Source organism: Azospirillum agricola (genome assembly GCF_017876095.1).
GTDB classification, from domain to species: domain Bacteria; phylum Pseudomonadota; class Alphaproteobacteria; order Azospirillales; family Azospirillaceae; genus Azospirillum; species Azospirillum agricola.
The window spans coordinates 154,090-174,961 of sequence record NZ_JAGINM010000006.1 but is presented as its reverse complement, the minus strand read 5'-3'; the positions used below and the strand labels follow the sequence as shown (position 1 = coordinate 174,961).

At 71.8% G+C, this 20,872-nt stretch carries 4 protein-coding genes; all 4 read left to right on the top strand.

Going from position 1 to position 20,872, the window contains the following annotated elements:
* Positions 1–372 precede the first annotated feature (372 nt).
* Positions 373–1,872, top strand: a complete 1,500-nt coding sequence (locus tag J2847_RS10920) for a tetratricopeptide repeat protein (protein WP_209779012.1) — start codon at positions 373–375, stop codon at positions 1,870–1,872.
* Positions 1,859–3,649 carry a tetratricopeptide repeat protein gene (locus J2847_RS10915; protein ID WP_209779011.1) on the top strand — a complete coding sequence of 597 codons (1,791 nt, stop codon included), beginning with the start codon at positions 1,859–1,861 and terminating at the stop codon, positions 3,647–3,649. The genes J2847_RS10920 and J2847_RS10915 overlap by 14 nt, the downstream gene beginning before the upstream one ends.
* Positions 3,649–5,523 (top strand): O-linked N-acetylglucosamine transferase, SPINDLY family protein, encoded by a 1,875-nt coding sequence (locus J2847_RS10910; RefSeq protein ID WP_209779010.1) that lies wholly within the window; start codon positions 3,649–3,651, stop codon positions 5,521–5,523. The genes J2847_RS10915 and J2847_RS10910 overlap by 1 nt, the downstream gene beginning before the upstream one ends.
* 499 nt (positions 5,524–6,022) lie before the next feature.
* Positions 6,023–20,803: an Ig-like domain-containing protein gene (locus J2847_RS10905; protein WP_209779009.1), complete on the top strand. Its 14,781-nt coding sequence runs from the start codon at positions 6,023–6,025 to the stop codon at positions 20,801–20,803.
* Positions 20,804–20,872: the final 69 nt, after the last annotated feature.

Here is a 20,872-nt window from a genome sequence, read left to right as displayed (position 1 = left end):
CGGAGGCGCCGGAGAGGAAAGGCATGTGCGAAGCGGGAAGCGGCGGTGTGTTCCATTCGTCCCCTCCTTCCGGAACCGACCAGGGGGGCGACCCTGCATCATCGGCCGGGTCTTGGCAATCCTGCGGGGCCCTGGCCCCTGCCGGTGCGTTCCGCCCCATGCCCCCCGCCCACGCCGGATCCGCCCTGAAGGAACTTGCCGGCCCTCCCGGATCGCCGCGACCGGTCTGATCGGGCGCGAGCGTCCGGTCCAGGGCCTCGGACGCCTTGCGGCGGAACGGCTTCCATCCGACAATGGTTCGCGTTGGCCGCCGGCCCTCGACGGGGCGTTTCCGGATGGCGCTTTTTCGGCGGCGTCCGTGAAGGGGGATCGGTGGGCGAGGAAGTTTTTCTTCAAAATTTCAACCAAGGGCTGCTTCACATCGAGCATTCGAGGCTGCCGGAGGCGGCGACCAGCTTCCAGGCCGCCGCCGCCCTGCGTCCGGAGCATCCGGTGCCGTGGTTCCTGTTGGGGGTCACCCTGCGGACGGCGGGCCGTGCGAGGGAGGCCGCGGCGGCGCTGCACGCGGCGCTGCGCCTGCGGCCCGAGCATCCCGACACGCTCTTCCACGTCGCCTCCACCCATCTGGAACTGCTGCGGCCGGACCGGGCCCTGCCATCCCTGCGGCGCCTGGTCGCCTTGCAGCCGGACCGGACGGGCGCGGCGTTCACGCTGGGCGGCGCGCTGATGGCGCTCGACGACCCGGAGGCGGCGGAGCGCGCCTTCCGGCTGGCGGCCCTGCTGCAACCCGGCGACGCGGCGGTGAACAACAACGTCGGGGCGGCGATCATGGCGCAGCGGCGGCTCGGGACGGCCGTCGGGCATTTCCGGCGCGCCATCCGGCTCGATCCGGCGCGGCCGGAGCACCGCAAGAATCTCGGCGTCGCCCAGCTCATGCGCGGCGAGCTGGAGGAGGGGCTGCGCGAGTACGAATGGCGCACCCGCCAAACGGTCTGGCAATGGAACCGGGCGTTTCCGGGCAAGCCGGCCTGGGACGGCGGTCCGCTCGCCGGCCGGACCATCCTTGTCCATTACGAGCAGGGGCTGGGCGACAGCGTGCAGTTCGTCCGCTATCTCCCGCTGCTCAAGGCCAGGGGGGCGCGAACAATCTTCGAGTGCCAGCCGGTGCTGAAACGGCTGCTCGCCACCGCACCCGGCATCGACGCGCTGGTGGCGCGGGGGGAACCCCTGCCCGATTTCGACTGCTGCCTGTCCCTGATGAGCCTGCCGTACCGGTGCGGCGCCCGGGCGGACGGGATCCCCCGCGACATCCCCTATCTGCGGGCCGATCCGGAGCGGGCGGCCTTCTGGCGCGCGCGGGTCCCCGAACTGGTCCCCGAACCGCTCCCGGGGCGGGCACGGCCGCGCGAACTCCGCGTCGGCATCCAATGGCGCGCCGACGGCGGCGACCGCTCCATCCCGCTGGAGTGTTTCGAACCCCTGTCGCGGCTTCCCGGCCTGCGGCTCTTCAGCCTGCAACGGGCGACCGGGCTGGACGAGCTGGAGCGGCTGGGCGGGCGGTTCGGGATCATCGACCCTCCGGACCGCAGCGACGGCCCGGAGGGGTTCCTCGACACCGCCGCGCTCGTGGAGTGCATGGATCTCGTGGTTGCCTGCGATTCCGTGGTCGGGCATGTTGCCGGCGCGCTGGGCAAGCCGGTGTTCCTGGCACTGCCCTGGCTGGGCGACTGGCGCTGGATGGATCACCCCGACCGCACACCCTGGTATCCGTCGCACCGGCTCTTCCGCATGGAGCGCCGCAACGACTGGCACGGGGTCATGGCGCGGGTGGCCGAAGCTGTTGAGGAAGAGGTGCGTCGTGTCCGATCTTGACTCCGCCATCGCGCTCCACGAGGCCGGCCGGCCGGCGGAAGCCGCCGCCAAGTGCCTTGCCCTGCTGGAGGCGGGGTCGCGCGACGCCGACACCCTCAACCTGCTGGGCGTGTCGCTCTTCGCGACCGGCAACGGCGATGCGGCGGCGGGGCCGCTGGAGGAGGCGGTGCGGATCGCCCCCGCCCACTTCGCGGCGCGGAGCAACCTGGCCGTGCTGCGACAGCAACAGGGCGACTGGGCGGCGGCGGAAACGCAGTTCGGCATGCTCGCCGTGCTGGATCCGGCCTTCCGGCTCGCCCAGGACCGGCTCGGCACCCTGCGGCAGGAACGGGGCGACCTGGATGGGGCGCTCCGTGCCCTGACGCGGGCGGTCCGGCTCGACCCGGTCTCCGGGCTGGCATGGTTCAACCTCGCCTCGGTGCGCATGCTGGCCGGCCTGTTCGATGAGGCCATGGCCGGGTTCCGGCACGCCATCGCCGAGGATCCCGCCGGCGCCCCTGCCCACACCCAGCTTGGCGAGATGCTGCTGCGGCTGGGGAGGATCGGAGAAGCGTCGGAGATCTTCCGGCGGGCGCTGCGGCTCGACCCGGCCGCGGCGGGGGCGGGGAACGGGCTGGCCCGCTGCGGGCGCTACCGCGCCATGACGGCCGCCGCGGGCATGCCGGCCGGCGGCGTGGCGATACGCGGCCCCTTCGAGAGCGCCACGGGGTACGGCCACTTCTGTCAGCGCCTCATCCGGACCTTGCGGGGCCGGACGTCGCACGCAGGGCAGCGGGTGCCGCTGGAGGTGATCGGGATCAACGGGCCGGAGGCTTGGCCGGGCGGCGCGCTCGACCGGCCCGTTCCGGCGCGGGCGGTGGTGAACTGCCTCATCCCGCTGGCGGTGGAGCCGGTGCCGGGCCGCGCCACCGTGACCTTCTCCATGTTCGAGGCAACGCGCATCCCGCCGGCCTGGCGGCGGATGAGCGAGTCCAGCGACCTGATCGTCGTGCCGACCGAATCCTCGCGCCGCGCCTGGGCGGAGCAGGGCTTCCCCGAGGAGCGCCTGCGCGTCTGTCCGCTCGGCGTCGATCCGGTGCAGCCGGGAGCCGTGCCGGTCCTGGTCGCTCCCGGCGGGCGGCTGGTGTCGAGCTACCGGCATCGCTTCCTCAACGTCTCGGACTTCAACGCCCGCAAGAACATCGACGGGCTGCTGCGGGTCTGGCTGCGCGCCACCGCGCCCACGGACCAGGCCGTGCTCATCCTGAAGCTCGGCCGCAGCCTCGGTCCGGCCGCGCGGGCGCGGCTCGGCGCGCTGGTGCGGGGGGCGGAGCAGGCCGTAGGCCGGCGGCTGGCGGAGGCCGCGCCGGTGGTCCTGGTCGACCGGCTGCTCACCGACGAGGAGATGACGGGGCTCCACCGCGCCGCGACCCATTACTGGAGCCTGTCGCATGGGGAGGGCTGGGACCTGCCGATGGCCAGGGCCGGGGCCATGGGGCTGGGGCTGATCGCGCCCGCCCACTCCGCCTATCTCGACTATCTCGACGAGGGAAGCGCGCGGCTGATCCCCTCCTCCGTCGGTCCGGCCCGCGTGCCGGGGGAAAGCGGCTTCTACCCGCCCTTCCATGGGCTGGACTGGTGGGTGCCGGACGAGGAAGCCGCCACCGCCATCCTGACGGGAATCATCCGGGGCGGGGACCGCCTGCCGTCCGCCCGCGATCGTCTGCTGGAGCGCTTCACCTGGGAGCGCTCGGCCGACCGGCTGCTGGCCATCCTCGACGAGGCGGGTCTGCGCTGATGGGAACGGAGGGGCTCTTCGCCGCCGCGCTGGCTGAGCACGAGGGCGGCCGGCTCGCGGCGGCGGAGGCCGGCTACCGCGCCGTGCTCGCCCAGGAGCCCGCCCATCCGCAGGCCAACAACAACCTGGCCGTCATGCTGCGCCAGTCGCGGCGCTGGGGGGAGGCCGCCGCCTGCCTGCGCACGGCGGTGGCGGGCTGGCCGGAGGACGCGGGCGTACGGAGCAATCTCGCCTGCACGCTTGGCGAGCAGGGGCGCCTCGCCGAGGCGACGGCCGCCCTGCAAGTCGCGCTCGCGCTCAAACCGGACGCTCCCGGTTCCTGGTTCAACCTCGGAAATCTTCTCAAGTCGGCGCGGAGCCCCGAGGGCGCCAGGGCGGCCTACCGGCGCGCGATCCTCCTCGATCCGGAGATGGGCGGGGCGCTGAGCAATCTCGGCGACCTGCTGCGCGAGGAAGGGGCGCTGACGCAAGCGGTGGAGAGCTATCTGGCGGCGATCCGGGCGCAGCCGGATCTGCCGCAGCCCTTCGTCAATCTGGGGGAGGCGCTGAAGGACCAGGGGCGCATCACGGAGGCGATCGGCATTCTCCAGAAGGGGCTGGAGCGTCACCCGGACATGGCGCTGATGCGCTCCAACCTGCTGCTGGCTCTCCATTACTCGCCCTGGATTCCGCCCGAGGTCATCGCGCGCGCGCACGCGCACTGGAACGAGCGCCACGCCCGGCCGCTTCTCGACGGCGCGAGGCGATTCGCCAACGACCGCGATCCGGACCGGCGGCTGCGGGTCGGCTATGTGTCTCCGGATTTCTGCCATCATGCCTGCGCCCATTTCATCGAGCCGCTGCTGCGCGAGCACGATCGCGGCGCGGTGGAGGTCCTCTGCTACGCCACCGGGCGGCGGCGGGACGACATGACCTTGCGGCTGGAGGCCCTGGCCGACGGCTGGCGCTCGCTGGCCGATCTCGACGACGCGGCGGCGGCGGCGCTGGTGGAGCGGGACCGCGTCGACCTGCTGATCGATCTGGCCGGCCACACGGCGGGCGGGCGGCCCCTGCTGTTCGCGCGGCGGCCGGCGCCGGTGCAGGTGACGTGGCTCGGCTATCCCGACACGACCGGCATGCCGGCGGTGGACTGCCGGCTGACCGACGCCATCGCGGACCCGCCGGGCGAAACCGACGGGTGGCACGCCGAGCGGCTGGTGCGGTTGCCGCGCGGCTTCCTCGCCTTTCAGCCGCCCGCCGGCGCCGGCCCGGTCGGAGAAACGCCGGCGGCCGCCAACGGCTTCGTCACCTTCGGCTCCTTCAACAGCCTGGCCAAGCTGACCCCGGAGGTGGTGCGGGTGTGGTCCGCCCTTCTGGCGCGGATGCCGTCGGCCCGGCTGCTGCTGAAGTGCCATGGCCTGGAGGACGCAGCGGTGCGGGACTCCGTCCGCCGGGACTTCGCCCGCCGGGGCGTGCGACCCGAGCGGGTCGAGCTTCTGACGCCGGTGGAGTCCGCCGCCGGGCATCTGCGGGCCTACGACCGGCTGGACGTGGCGCTCGATCCCTTTCCCTACAACGGCACGACCACGACGTGCGAGGCGCTGTGGATGGGGGTTCCGGTCGTCACGCTCGCCGGCCGCCATCATGTGGCGCGGGTGGGCGCCAGCCTGCTGACCCGTTGCGGGCTGGATGAGTTGATCGGACGGGACGAGGCCGGCTATGTCGAGGCGGCGGCGGCGCTGGCCGGCGACCTCGCGCGGCTCTCCGGGCTGCGCCGGGGCATGCGCGCGCGGCTGGAGGGCTCGTCGCTTCTCGACCACCGCGGCTTCGCGCGGTCGGTGGAGGAGGCTTGCCGGGCCATGTGGCGCGGCTGGACGTCGGGCGGTCGCGCCTGAGCGCAGCGTGTCCGGCGCCGGGGCGGCCAGCCCGCCCCAATGCACGGCGGCATCGGACGGCCTGGCGGCGCTTGCGCCACGCGAGCCGGAACGCGTCCTTCCTGCCCGCCTTCCCGCGGCCGAGCGCCGCCGACCGGCCTGTTCTGGCCGCCACCGCCAGCCGCGCACTCAATATTCAGATTCAATGATAAAATTAAAATCCCTTGATGATTTCACCAGAATCCACAATTACCCACGCTTTCTCGCCCTTCCTTTTAATGATCACTTTTTTGTTCTTGATTTGTCATAATTAAAAAAACATTAACAAAGCGCCGTCACAAATCGACCGATTTTATTTTTGGACTTCCTTGAAGGTACCCTCTTAAGTAGCCATGGGCCGCTTTCTTCGAAGCAATCGCTTTCTGGTTGTTTCGATAGGAAGATCTTCGGCATGCGGTGCATGCCCTTGGGCCATGGTCGGCAAGCTTCCTGCTGGGAAGCCTCTTGAGTGGGGATTGGTATGGCTGCCGGTGCGACTCTGACCCTGACCGCAGGTACGGACTACGTTTTCTCCTCGACGGAGACATGGTCCGGCATCAAGGGGTTCGGCACGAGCGGAGTGCGGCTGCCGACGCAGGGACAAACCCTGACGGTCACCAACCTCGAACGCATCACCGGCGGCACATCTGCCACCAGGAAGGACGTCGTCACGCTGGCCGGCGCGGGCGGCAACACCATCACCGTCCAGGCGCTCGAGACGCTGATCGGCAGCAGCGGCACGGACCGGGTCCAAGGGACCTCGACCGGCTCGACCATGGTGGTGGAGTCGGTCGAAACCTTCGTCGGCGCCAGCACCGGCACCACCCTGATCTATCTGACGAGCAGCGCCGGCAACACGATGTCGGTGGCCTATCTGAAATCGCTCGTCGGCAGCGCCGGCAAGGACGTCATCAGCTTCGGTGCCAGCGGCTATGTGGGAACCACCACCGCCATAATGGCCATCGAGACGGTGATCGGCACCTCGGGCCTGGATATGCTCGCGACCATCGGGGGCGGCAGCAACACCGTCCAGGTCAGCAACGTCGAGGTGTTTCTCGGCAACGGCAACGCTGCCTTCAGTGACGTCCTCATGCTCGGCGGCATGGGCAGCACCATTGGCGTGGCCTTCCTCGAGACGGTGATCGGCAGCAGCGCCCGCGACGTCGTCACGATGGCCTTTCAGACCGGCACGGCCAACCTGAAATCGGGCGGCGGCACCACCGCCGTGTCGATGGTCGACGTCATCGTCGGTGGAACCGGCTCCAGAACCACCGCCATCCTGCTCGATGTCGGCACCACCGTCACGGTCGCCAGCCTCAACACGCTGATCGGCGGCAGCGGCAAGGACGTCGTCACCATGACGCTCCTGGATGGGACGCCGATCGTCGGCGAGACTCCCATCGCCTGGGATACGACCGGCTACACCATGCAGGTGCATGCGCTGGAGACGGTGATCGGGACCACCGGCGAAGACGCCCTCGTGTCGCTCTACAACGCCGACAGCACGATGAGCGTCTCGGGGATCGAGACGATCGTCGGAAAGGCCGGCATCGAAACGGTGCTGCTGGGCTCCCGCGGCAGCACGGTCAGGGTCGAGGCGCTGGAAACGCTGATCGGCGGCGCCGGCGTGGACGTCGTGTCCGCGAACAGCGCCAGGGGCATGACCACGATGGTGTCGTCGGTCGAGACGCTGATCGGCGGCGCCGGCAACGACGTGGTGCTGTTCACCGAGTCCGCGGGCACCGTCTACGTGTCCGGGATCGACACCGTCTTCGTGGGCGGCCAGGCCGTCGAGATCGGCGGCACCGATCGGCTGTTCGTCTTCCCGATGGCGCTGTCCGCGCCCTCGGCCCCCACCCTCAGCCCCGGTTCGGACACCGGTATCCTGGGCGATTCCAAGACGAACGCGACCCTGCCGACCCTGACCGGCACGGCCGCGGCGGGCAGCGTCGTCACCCTGTACGGCAACGGCGTCGCGCTGGGCAGCGGGACCGCCGACGGGTCCGGCCAGTGGGCCGTCACGGCGACCACGGCGCTCTCCGACGGCACCTGGACGATGACGGCGAAGACGGTCTCCGCCGGCATGGAGAGCGCGGCGTCGGGCACGCTGCTGCTGACCATCGACACGACCGCGCCGACCGCGCCGACCCTCTCCTACACGCCGGGGTCGGACAGCGGCCGCTCCTCCTCCGACGGCGTCACCAACGTCACGACGCCGACCGTGACGGGCACCGCCGAGGCGGGAAGCACCGTCACCCTGTATCTCGACGGGACGAGCGTCGGAACGACGACCGCCAGCGGCTCCGGCGCCTGGTCGATCACCGCGCCGGCGATCTCCGAGGGGGGGCACACCCTGACCGCCCGCGCGGTGGACACGGCCGGCAACACAAGCGCGGCGGCGGCCGGCCTCGCGCTCACGGTGGACACCACGGTGGCGGCCCCGACGGGCGTGGCGCTGGCGACGGCGAGCGACACCGGAACCCTCGGCGACAACCTCACCGCCGTCACCACCCCGGTCATCGACGGCACGGCGGAAGCCAACGCCGTCGTCAGCCTGTACAAGGATTCCAGCACCCTTCTCGGCAGCGCGACCGCCGACGGGAACGGCGTCTGGCGGATCACGCTGGGCGCGCTGGCCGAAGGCGCGCACACGCTGACCGCGCGCGCGGTCGATCTGGCGGGGAACAGCAGCACCGCCTCGGCCCCGCTCATCCTCACCGTCGACACCACGCCGCCGGTCGCCCCCTCCGCCCCGTCGCTGACGGCGGCGTCGGACAGCGGCAGCTCCTCCTCGGACCGGCTGACGAACGTCAAGACGCCGACCTTCACCGGCACGGCCGAGGCGAACAGCGTCATCGACCTCCTGGTTTCCGGCAGCGTGGTGGGAACGGGCACCGCCGACGGGTCCGGCGCCTGGACCGTGACCGCCGGCAGCCCCCTGGCGGACGGGAGCTGGACCTTCTCCACCCGCTCGCGCGACGCGGCCGGCAACACGCGGGACGGCGTGGGCAGCCTGATCGTCACCATCGACAGCACGGCGGACGCGCCGGGCGGCCTGAAGCTGACCGCCGCCACCGACAGCGGCCGCAGTTCGACCGACGGCCTCACCAACAACCTCTCGCCCACCGTCGCCGGCACGGCGGCGGCCGGCAGCGTGGTGACGCTCTACGACGGCGCCGTGGCGCTCGGCACGGCGACGGCCAACGGCCAGGGCAACTGGGAAATCGCCACCAGCGGCCTCTCCGTCGGCGCGCACACGCTGACGGCCAAGGCCATCGATGCGGCGGGCAACACCAGCCTTCCCTCCGCCGCCTTCACGGTCACGGTGGACACGAGCGCTTCCGCCCCGACCGGGCTGGCCCTGGCGGCGGCGTCGGACAGCGGCGTCACGGGGGATTCGCGGACGAACCTCGCCACCCCCTCGGTCACGGGAACGGCCGAAGCCTCCAGCATCGTCCTTCTCTACGAAGGCTCGACGCTGCTCGGCCAGACCACGGCGGGGAGCGACGGCAACTGGACGGTCACCTCCAGCGCGCTGACCGGCGCCGCCCACTCGCTGACGGCCAAGGCCGTCGATCTGGCCGGCAACACCTCCGTGGCGAGCGGCGGCCTCGTCGTCACCATCGACCTGACGGCGCCGGACGCGCCGGGCGCGCTCGTGCTGGCTTCGGACAGCGGCACGCCGAACGACAACCGGACCCGCGTGGGAACCCCGGTGATCACGGGCACGGCCGAGGCCGGCAGCACCGTGCGGCTGTACGAGGGCGCCACCCTGCTGGGGACGGGCACGGCCGACGCCTCCACGGGCGTCTGGACGATCCCCTCCTCCAGCCTGGGGGAAGGCGCCCACACGCTGACCGTGCGGGCGGTGGACACCGCCGGCAACACGGGCGCCGCCTCCGCCGGCCTTGTCATCACGATCGACCAGACCTCGGCGACTCCGGGCGCCCTGGCGCTGAGCAGCGCCACGAACAGCGGCAGCACGGCCGACCTCCTGACCAACGCGCTGGCCCCGACGATCACGGGCACGGCCGAGGCCGGCGCCACGATCACCCTGTACGGCGGCGGCTCGACCGCCACCGCGACGGCCGACGGTTCGGGCCACTGGTCCGCCACGATCACCGGGCTCGGGGAAGGCAACCACACCCTGACCGCCTCCGCCGTGGACATCGCCGGCAACACCAGCCAGATGTCCGCCGGGCTGGTCATCAGCATCGACCGGACCGGTCCGGGACTGTCGGCGCCGACGGCGGACACGGCCGGGCCTTCGGGCCAGTTCACCCCGATCCTTTCGGGGACCGCCGAGGCCAACAGCGTCGTGACGCTGTACGACGGCTCCTCCGTCGGGGCGACGGTGCTCGGGGTCGCGACCGTCGACAACACCGGCCTGTGGTCGATCACCACGACCGAACTCGGCGGCGGCACCTACACGATGACCGCGCGCGCGCTGGACGCGGCCGGCAACGAAACCGTCACGTCCACGTCGCTCACCGTGACCGGGCGCATCGGCGTGCCCGGCGGCCTGCAACTCGTCTCCGATTCCGGCGTGGCCGGCGACGGGATCACCAACGTGGTCTCGCCGACCCTGACGGGAACCGCGCTCGCGGGTGCCACGGTCTCCCTCTACAGCGGGCTGACGCTGATGGGCACCGGCACGGCCGATGGCGGCGGCCTCTGGACCATCGTCTCGACCGGCACGCTGGCGACCGACGGCATCCACACGCTCCAGGCCAAGATCGACGCCTACGGGACGGTCCTCACCTCCTCGGGGCTGACGGTCACCATCGACACGACGGCTCCCGACCAGCCGGGGGCGCTGGCGCTGCAAGCCGGATCGGACAGCGGCTCGGTCGGCAACGACCGCATCACCAACCTTGAGGCGGTCACCGTCACCGGCACCGCCGAGGCGCGGAGCGTCGTCACGCTGTATGGCGACAACGGGGCCACGGCGCTGGGCACCGTGACCGCCTCCGACAGCGGGACATGGGCGCTCGGCACCGGTTCGCTGGCGGCCGGCGTCCACACGCTTGTCGCCCGGACCGTCGACGTCGCCGGCAACACCAGCGCCGCGTCCGGCGGCCTCGTCGTCACCATCGACCGCACGGCCGACGCGCCGACCGGCCTCGCCCTGGCCAGCGGCTCCGACACGGGGCTGGCGGGCGACGCGATCACCAGCGTCCTCGCCCCGACCATCACGGGAACGGCGGAGGCCGGCGGCGTCGTCTCGCTGTACAACGGCTCCAACCTCGTCGGCACCGCCACCGTGGCCGGCGACGGAAGCTGGTCGGTGACCACCTCCGCGCTGGGCAGCGGCACGCACAGCCTGACCGCGCGCCTCGTGGACATCGTCGGCAACACCAGCAACGCCTCCTCGGTCTTCGCGCTCACCATCGACGCCGCCGCGCCCGACGCGCCGGGCGGCCTGTCGATCGACCCGGCCGACGACAGCGGCGTCCGCGACAACGTCACCAACGTCGTGGCGCAGACCGTCACCGGAACGGCGGAAGCCGGCGCCACCGTCGTCCTGTACGACGGCTCCACCGCCCTGGGCACGCAGGTGGCGACCGGCGGGTTCTGGACGATCGCAACGGGACCGCTGGCCGAGGGCGGGCACACGCTGACGGCCCGGGCCATCGACGTGGCCGGCAACACCGGCGCCGCGTCCGGCGGGCTCGTCGTCACCATCGACCTGTCCACGCCGGCGCCGAGCGCCATGGCCCTGACCACGGCGTCGGACACCGGCTACAGCGCCACGGACCGCCTCACCAATTCCACGACGCTGTCGCTGACCGGCTCCGCCGAGGCGAACAGCTCCGTCACCCTCTACGACAACAACGGCGGCAGCCTGACGCCGCTGGCGACCCTGGTCGCGGACGGCGCCGGCCTGTGGTCCTACACCGGAAGCGGCTTCGCCGAGGGCGTGCACACCCTCACCGCCACCGCGGTGGATCCGAGCGGCAACACGTCGAGCGGTGCCGGCACGCTGGTGGTGACGGTCGATCTGACCGTGGAGGCGCCCGGCGCGCCGGTCCTGGCCACCGCGTCGGACACCGGCGTGCAGGGCGACGGGCTGACCCGGCTGCTCGCGCCCACCTTCACCGGCACGGTGGAGAGCGGCGCCGTGGTGTCGCTCTACGACGGCGGCAATTTCGTCGGGATGGGCACGGCCGACGGCGCGGGCGTCTACAGCATCGAGACACCGCTGAGCAACGGGCTGCACACGCTGACGGCGCGCGTCGTCGACGCCGCCGGCAACGCCACGGCCGCCGCCTCGGCCCCGCTCATCATCACCATCGACGCCGTGGCGCCCGACGCGCCGTCCACCCCGGTGCTGGATCCGGGCTCCGACAGCGGCGCGGCGGGCGACAACCTCACCTCCAACGCCACGCCGACCGTGACGGGCACGGCCGAGGCGCTCAGCACCGTCCACCTCTACAAGGGCGGCGTCAGCGTCGGAACCGCGACCGCCGACGGGGCGGGCGCCTGGACCATCACCTCCGGCAGCCTGTCCGACGGCGTGAACACGCTGACCGTCCGGGCCGTGGACGCCGCGGGCAACACCAGCAGCGCCTCGGGCCAGCTTCTGCTGACCATCGACACCACGCCCCCGATTCCGGGCGGCTTCGCCCTGACGGCGGCGACGGACAGCGGCCGAATCAGCAACGACGCCGTCACGGCGGTGACGGCGCCGGTCATCACCGGCACCGCCCAGGCCGGCAGCGTCGTCACGCTCTACTACCCCGACGGGACCACCGTCCTGGGCGACGCGACGGCGGACAGCCTCGGCAAGTGGTCGGTCGCCAGCCCGACGCTGGGCGAGGGGCTGTACACGCTGTCGGCCCATGCCGTGGATCCGGCCGGCAACACGGCGGTCGTGGCGGCGGCCCTCATCCTCAACATCGACCTCACCGTGCTGCCCTCGTCGGCGCCCAGCCTGACCGCCGGCTCCGACAGCGGCCTGGCCGGCGACCAGCTCACCAGAATCACCACGCCCACGGTGAGCGGAAGCGCCGAGGCCCACAGCGTCATCACGCTCTACGCCGGCGCCACGCTCGTCGGCACGGGAACCGCCGACGGTTCGGGGAACTGGTCGGTCACCACCGGCACGCTGATCAACGGCACCCACACGCTGGTCGCCCACGTCACCGATCTGGCCGGCAACAACACCGCCGCGGCCTCCGCCCCGCTGATCGTCACCATCGACACCGAGAACCTCATCCTGTCGGATCTGGCCCTCGCAGCCGGGGACGACACCGGGGTGTCCGCCAGCGACAGGCTGACCAAGCTCGCCACGCCGACGATCGTCGGCACGGCGGAGAGCTTCAGCGTCGTCACCCTGTATGAGGGAAACACCAGCGTCGGCACGGCGACGGCCGGCGCGAACGGCGCCTTCTCGCTGACCACGAACGCCCTGTCGCAGGGCGAGCATTCCCTGACAGCGCTCAGCGTCGACCGGGCCGGCAACACCTCCACGGTGTCGAGCAGCATCGTCCTGTCGATCGACCTGACCACCCCGCAGCCCAGCCTGCTGATGGCCGTCGCGTCCGACAGCGGCGTCTCGAACAGCGATCGCCTCACCAACCACCAGATCCTGCCGCTGAGCGGCACGGCCGAGGCGGGCAGCACCGTGGTCCTCTACGACGGTGCGACCGCGTTCGGCACCGTCATGGCGGACAGCCTGGGCGGCTGGTCGCTGCTGTCCCCCTCGCTGGCGCCGGGCAGCCACAGCCTGACCGCCGAGGCGACCGACCGCGCCGGGAACCGCTCGACCTCCGCCGCCCTCGTCGTCACGATCGACATCGTCGCCGACGTGCCCTCGCTGGAGCTGTCGGCCGCGAGCGACACCGGGGTCACCGGCGACCGCATGACGAACGTCTCCACGCCCGACATCGTGGGCACGACGGAGGCCGGCGGGTTCGTCTCGCTCTACGAAGGCAGCACGCTGCGTGGAACGGCGACCGCCGACGGCGCCGGCCTGTGGACCATCACCAGCAGCCAGATGGGCAACGGCGCGCACACGCTGACCGCCCGCGGCACGGACGCGGCCGGCAACACCAGCGCCCTGTCCTCGACGCTGACGATCACCATCGACACGGCCGCGCCGACCGCGCCGACCGGCGTCACGCTCGCGTCCGCTTCCGACAGCGGGGTGTCGAACACCGACCGGGTCACCAACGTCACGACCCCGACCCTGACCGGCACGGCCGAGGCCAACAGCAGGGTCACGCTCTACAGCGGCGCCACGGCCGTCGGCACGGCGACCGCCAGCGGCACGGGTGCCTGGACCATCACCGCCACGTCGCTGGCCGACGGCGTCAGCACGCTCACGGCAAGGGCGGTCGACGCCGCCGGCAACACCGGCGCCGCCAGCTCGCCGCTGACCGTCACCATCGACACCGTCCAGGCCGCGCCCGGCGCGCCGGTCCTGGGCGCCGCCTACGACAGCGGCAGCTCCAGCACGGACGGCATCACCAACATCGTCAACCCGACGATCACCGGCACGGGCGAGGCGGGCAGCGTCGTCACCCTCTACGACGGCGGAACGAGCTTCGGCTCCACCACCGTGAACGGGCTGGGCGTCTGGTCGATCGCGACCGGAACCCTGCTTCCGGGCACCCGGACCCTCACCGCCCGCGCGGTCGATTCCGCCGGCAACAGTTCGGTGGCCTCGGCCGGGCTGGTCATCACCATCGACACCTCCGCGGCGGCGCCGGGAACCCCGTCGCTCGCCGTCGACAGCGGCGTCTCCAACACGGACCGGCTGATCAACACCGGTTCGCCGACCCTCGTCGGCACGGCCGAGGCGAACGGCCTCGTCCGGCTCTACAACGGCTCCAGCCTCGTCGGTTCCGGCACGGCCGACGGGTCGGGCGCCTGGACGATCACCGCCAGCGGGCTGGGTGCCGGCGCGCACACCCTGTCGGCCCGCATGGTCGACGCCGCCGGCAACACCAGCGTCTCGTCCTCGGCGCTGACGATCACCGTGGACACCACGGCGCCCAGCGCGCCGGGAACGCCGTCGCTCAGCGCCGGTTCGAACAGCGGATCCACGGCCGACAGCATCACCTCGGTCTTCGCGCCGACCATCACCGGCACGGCCGAGGCGAACAGCCTGGTCACGCTGTACGACGGCACGACGAATCTCGGCACCGTGACCGCCAACGGCAGCGGCGCCTGGTCGATGACCACGCCGTCGCTGGCCGATGGCGCGCACACGCTGTCGGCGGTCGCGCTCGATCCGGCCGGCAACACCAGCGCCGCCTCCGCGCCGCTGACGGTCACGATCGACACCACGGCGGCGGCCCCGACGGGCCTCGCCCTGGCCACCGTCTCCGACACCGGGCTCGTCGGCGACAACCTGACCTCCGTCACCACCCCGACGATCACCGGCCGGGCGGAAGCGGGAAGCACCGTCACCCTGCTGGAGGGATCGACGGTGCTCGGCACCGCCACCGCCGACAGCGCGGGCGTCTGGTCGATCACCAGTTCCGTCCTGACGGGCGGCACCGGAACGGCGCATTCGCTGATCGCCACGATGGTCGACCTGGCGGGCAACACCAGCGGCGCGTCCGCCGCGCTGACCTTCACCATCGACACCGTGCCGGACGATGTGTCGATCGAGCTTGCCCAGGCTTCGGACACCGGCTCCTCCAACAGCGACCGGATCACTTCCGACACCCGGCCGACGCTCACCGGCACGGTGGGCACGGTGAGCGCGGGTGCCGGCCAAACCGTCATCATCACGAGCGCGTTCAACGGTGGAACCGCCGAAGCCTTCGGAACGGTGGTGGCGGACGCCGCCACCGGCGCCTGGAGCTTCACGCCGTCGGGCTCCCTCGCCGCGGGCGTCTACAATTTCGGGATCACCTCCTTCGACAACGCGGGGAATCCCGGCGTCGGCGGCGTCACGGTGACCATCGACCTCACCGCCGACGCGCCCGGCGGGCTCGATCTCGCCACCGCGTCGGACAGCGGCCGGGACACGGCCGACGACAAGACAAACGTCACGACGCCGGTCATCACCGGCACCGCCGAAGCCGGCAGCACCGTCACGCTCTACGACAACGGCGGCTCCATCGGAACGGTCACGGCGAACGGCCTGGGCGCCTGGTCCTTCACGACGCCGACGCTGGCCGCCGGCACCCACACCCTCACGGCCAGGGCCGTGGACGTCGTTTACAACACCAGCGGCCTCTCCGCCGCGCTGGTCGTCACCATCGCCACGCAGGCCGACGCGCCGGGCAATCTGGAGCTGGCGACCGATTCCGGCAGCAGCGCGACCGACCGCCTGACCAACGTCGCGTCGCCGACGATCCGCGGCACGGCCGGGGCCTCCAACACCGTCATGCTGTACGACGGCTCGGCCCTGGTCGGCATGTCGACGGCGGGCCTCGACGGCAACTGGACGGTCCAGGCGATCGGTCTTGCCGATGGCGAGCGCACCCTGACGGCGACGACCATCGACCTGTTCGGCAACACCAGCGCCGCCTCGGCCGCCCTGCTCGTCACCATCGACACCGCCGCGCCCCAGCCCTCGTCGCTCGTCCTGACGGCGGGCTCCAACAGCGGCTCGACCGGCGATCTGGTGACCAACGACGCGACGCCGGTCCTGACCGGCACGGCGGAGGCGGGCAGCGTGGTCACGCTGTACGACGGCGCGACGCTCCTCAACACGACGACGTCCGACGGTTCCGGCGCCTGGACGATGAGTTCGCCGTCGCTGAGCGAGGGCGCGCACAGCCTGACCGTCATCGCGCGGGACGCGGCGGGCAACACCGGCGCGGCCTCGGCTCCGCTCGTCATCACCATCGACCTCACCTCGGCGACGCCCTCCGGATTGGGGCTGGGCACCGGCTCCGACAGCGGCGCGCTGGCCAGCGACCGCGTCACGAACGTCGTCACCCCCACCGTCCTCGGCGTGGCGGAGGCGAACAGCGTCGTCACGCTGCACGACGACGTGAGCGGCCTGAACGTCGGCACCGCCACCGCCGACGGATCCGGAATCTGGTCCATCGGCGTCGGCTCGACCCTCGCCGACGGCACTCATTCGCTCACGGCGACCGCCGTCGACGTCGCGGGCAACACCAGCGCCGCCAGTGTGCTCGTCGTCACCATCGACACGGTGGCGGCCGCGCCGACCGCGCTGGAGCTGACGCCGGACTCCGACCTCGGCCGTTCGAACAGCGACCGGCTGACCTCCGACAGCACGCCGACGGTGCGCGGAAGCGCCGAGGCCAACAGCGTCATCACGCTGTACGACGGCGACGTCTTCGTCGGGGTCGGAACCGCCGGCGGCGACGGCCGCTGGTCGGTGACGTCCGGCGCCCTGACGGAGGGCGTGCACACGCTCACCGCGCGGGCGACCGACGTGGCCGGGAACACCAGCGGGGTTTCCAGCGGTCTGGTCGTGACCATCGACCTGACGACGGCCGTCCGCTCGATCATGCGGGCGAGCGGAAGCGCCGGGGCCAACAGCGTCGTCAACCTCTACGAGGGTGTGAATCCCGCCGGCGAGGGCATAAACTTCTTCGGGTCGGCAACGGCCGACGGCAACGGCCTGTGGACCCTGACGGTAAGCGACCTGGGCGTGGGCGACCTCACGCTGACGGCCGTGGCGCCCGGTGCCTACAGCGGCACCGCAAGCCCGTCGAGTGGGCCGCTCGTGACCATCGACCTCGTGACACCCGTCCGCTCGATGCTGCTGGCGCGGGAGTCCGATACGGGCGCCGAGCGCGACGACCTGCTCACCAACGACACCACGCCGACGCTCATCGGCATGGTCGAGGCGGACAGCGTGGTCACGCTGTACGACGGCAACCTCGCGGTGGGCACCACGACGGCCGATGCCAACGGCGCCTGGACGATCACGTCGGCGACGCTGAGCACCGGCCTGCGTCAGCTCTCGGTCACCACGGTCGACCGGGCGGGGAACACGGCCACCTCCGCTTCGGGGCTGGCGGTGACGATCGACACAACCGCCCCGCTGGCGCCCGCGACCCCGACGCTCGATTCGGACAGCAACAGCGGCCGTCTCGACAACCTCGTGACGAACGTCCGGCAGCCGGTGCTGAACGGCAGCGCCGAGGCGAACGCGCACATCCTGCTGTTCGCCAACGGCGTGCTGGTCGGGGAGACGGATGCGGACGCGTCCGGGAACTGGTCGGGAGGCACCTCGACGCTGAGCCTCGGTGCCCAGGCCATGACCGTCAGGGCCGTGGACGCGGCCGGCAACACGTCGTCCGCGAGCGGCAGCCTGACGCTGACCATCACGCCGGAAAGCACCGCTCCGACGGGCATGGGACTGGCTCCGGCGTCCGACAGCGGCGTCGCGGGCGACCGGCTGACCAACCTCCGGACCCCGACCATCACCGGATCGGCGGTGGCGCACAGCGTGGTGACGCTGTACGACTTCATCACCGTCGTCGGGACCGGGACGGCGGACGGCAACGGCCTCTGGTCGATCACGACCGGAAGCCTGACCGGATCGAGCTACACCTTCACCGCCACGGCCCTGGACCCCGACGGGGTCGAATCGCCGCGGTCGTCGTCCTTCATCTTCAACATCGACACCACGGCGCCCACTGCGCCGACCGGCCTCGATCTCGCCAACGACGACGACACCCTGACGAACAACGCCAGGCCGCCGATCACCGGCACCGCGGAGGCCGGCAGCACGGTGCAGCTGTACGACGGTGGCACCCTCGTCGGCTCGGCCACGGTCGACGGCAGCGGCTTGTGGACGGTCAGCCCGTCCTCGGCCTTGTCCGACGCGGTCCACAGCCTGACGGTCCGCGCGGTCGACGCGGCCGGCAACACCTCGGCGGCGTCCAGCCTGCTGATCGTGACCGTCGACACCGTCGCGACGGCGCCCGGCGCCCTCGACCTGACGACGGACAGCGGCGCCAGCGGCACCGACAACCTGACCAACATCGCCACGCCGACCATCGTCGGCACGGCGGACGCCGGGGACAGGGTCGTGCTGTACGCCGGCGCCACCGCCGTGGGAACGGCCGTGGCCGGGGGCGGCGGACTCTGGACCATCGCGGCCTCCACCCTGTCCGACGCGGTGCACACGCTCACCGCCATGGCCTTCGACGCCGCCGGAAACACCTCGGCGGTCTCGGCGGGGCTGGTCGTCACCATCGACACGGTCGCGGCGCCCCCGACCGGCCTCGGCCTTGCCAATGAGGCGGGCACGCGGACCCGCAACACCACCCCGACGGTCACCGGCACCGCGGAGGCGGGCAGCACCGTCGTGCTGTACGAGGGAGCCGTCTCCCTCGGCACGGTGACGGCGGACTCGACGACCGGCGCCTGGAGCCTCTCGGCGGGCCTGCTGAGCGAGGGAGCCCACACGCTGGGCGCGACAGCCCTCGATCTGGCCGGCAACAGCTCCGCGTCCAGCCCGCTCATCGTGACCGTCGACACCGTGGCGCCGACGTTGCTGGCGACGTCCTCCGTCAACGGAAACCGGCTGACCCTGACCTTTGCCGAGGCGATGAGCCTCGCGGCCTCTCCCCACCGGACCACCGGCATGAGCGTCATGGTCGATGGCGTGCCCCTCGGCATCATCGCAGCCTTCGGCACGGGCACCAGCACCGTGACCCTGACGCTGGCGTCGGCCGTCTCCGTCGGGCAGGTGGTGACCTTCAGCTACGATCCGACACTCACCGGCAGCGCCCTGTCCGACGAGGCGGGCAACGAGATGGCCAGCCTCGTCGGGCAGGCGATCGTCAACGCCACGCCCGCGCCGCCGTCTCCCCCTCCGCCGCCGCCGCCGGCACCGACGACGGTGGTGGACGGCGCGCAGTTGACGGTGACGACGGGCACGGACAGCGTGGGCCGCCCCACGGAGTCCGTGGTGATCGCTCCGATCACGGAGAACCGGACCGACACGGACGCCAAGACCGGCCTGGCGGATGTGCCGCTCGCCGGAACCACCGCCAACCCCCTGCTGGAGGCCAGCTTGCCCGTGGGCGTGGGCCTGACCGCCAGCGGCGCCACCTCCGGCCTGACGCTGGGCGAGCTGGCCGGGACCTTCTCCAACCTGCTGGGCGCCACCCCGCTGGCGGGTTCGACCGTGTCCAGCGCCGGCCTCACCCAGGTGCTGCCCTCCAACGCCCCGGTGACGCTGCGCAGCATCACGCCCACGGTGGCTTCGGGCGTGGCGCCGGCCGTGCCGATCACCATCACCGGCCTAGCTCCGGCCGGCCAGGCCTCCGCCATTCTGCTGGACGCGCGCCATCTTCCGGCCGGCACGGTGGTGAACCTGCAAAACGTGGACTACGCCCTCATCACCGGTGCGGTCACGGTGGGCGGCGGCGCCGGCTCCAACGTGGCGATCGGCGACGACGCCAGCCAGACCATCATCCTGGGCGCCGAAGACGACACGCTGCGTGGCGGCGGCGGCAACGACATCATCGGCAGCCGGGAAGGCCGCGACCTGCTGTACGGCGACGACGGCGACGACCTCGTGTTCGGCGGACTCGGCTACGACCGGCTCCAGGGCGGCGCGGGCAACGACACGCTGCTTGGCGGTTCGGGGGTGGACGTCGCCCGCATCGAGGCGAACTTCGCCGACGTGGTTCTCACCCGCGGGCCCTATGGGGCGCTGACCATGACCAGCGCGACGCTCGGCGTGGACATACTGGAGGAGATGGAGCTGCTGCGCTTCGACGACCGGGTGGAACTGGTCAACGCGCCGACCTCCCCGATCACGAAATCCGGGGCCGGGCTGTTCTTTGAGAGGAATTATCTCGCCGACAACCCCGACGTGGCGCAGGCCGTCGCCCAGGGCACCTTCACCAGCGGCCTGCAACATTACCAGGCCTACGGCGCCGCCGAGGGGAGGCTGGGGACCGTATCCCTGGACGAGCGGTTCTACCTTGCCCAGAACCAGGACGTCGCCGCTGCGGTGGAGCAGGGCATCTTCGCCAGCGGCCTGCAACACTACCTGGCTTACGGCGCCGCGGAAGGACGCGACCCGAACGTGTTGTTCGACGAGGAATGGTACCGTCAGAACAACGCCGACGTCGCGGCGGCCTTGCAGGCCGGCACCTTCGAAAGCGGCTACGAGCACTACGAGGCGTTCGGCTGGAAGGAGGGGCGCCGGCCGTCCAGCTGGATGGACACCACCACCTATCTGGCGGAAAACCAGGACGTTGCGATGGCCGGCGTCAATCCGTTGTCGCACTTCCTGGATTACGGCGCCCGCGAGGGCCGCGTCATCAAGGCGGCCGACAGCGGTCTCTGGCTAAGCTGACGCCGGCCGGGGCGGGAAAAGGGAAGGGGCCGCTCCGGCGACGGACGGCCCCTTCCCTTTTCCCGCCCG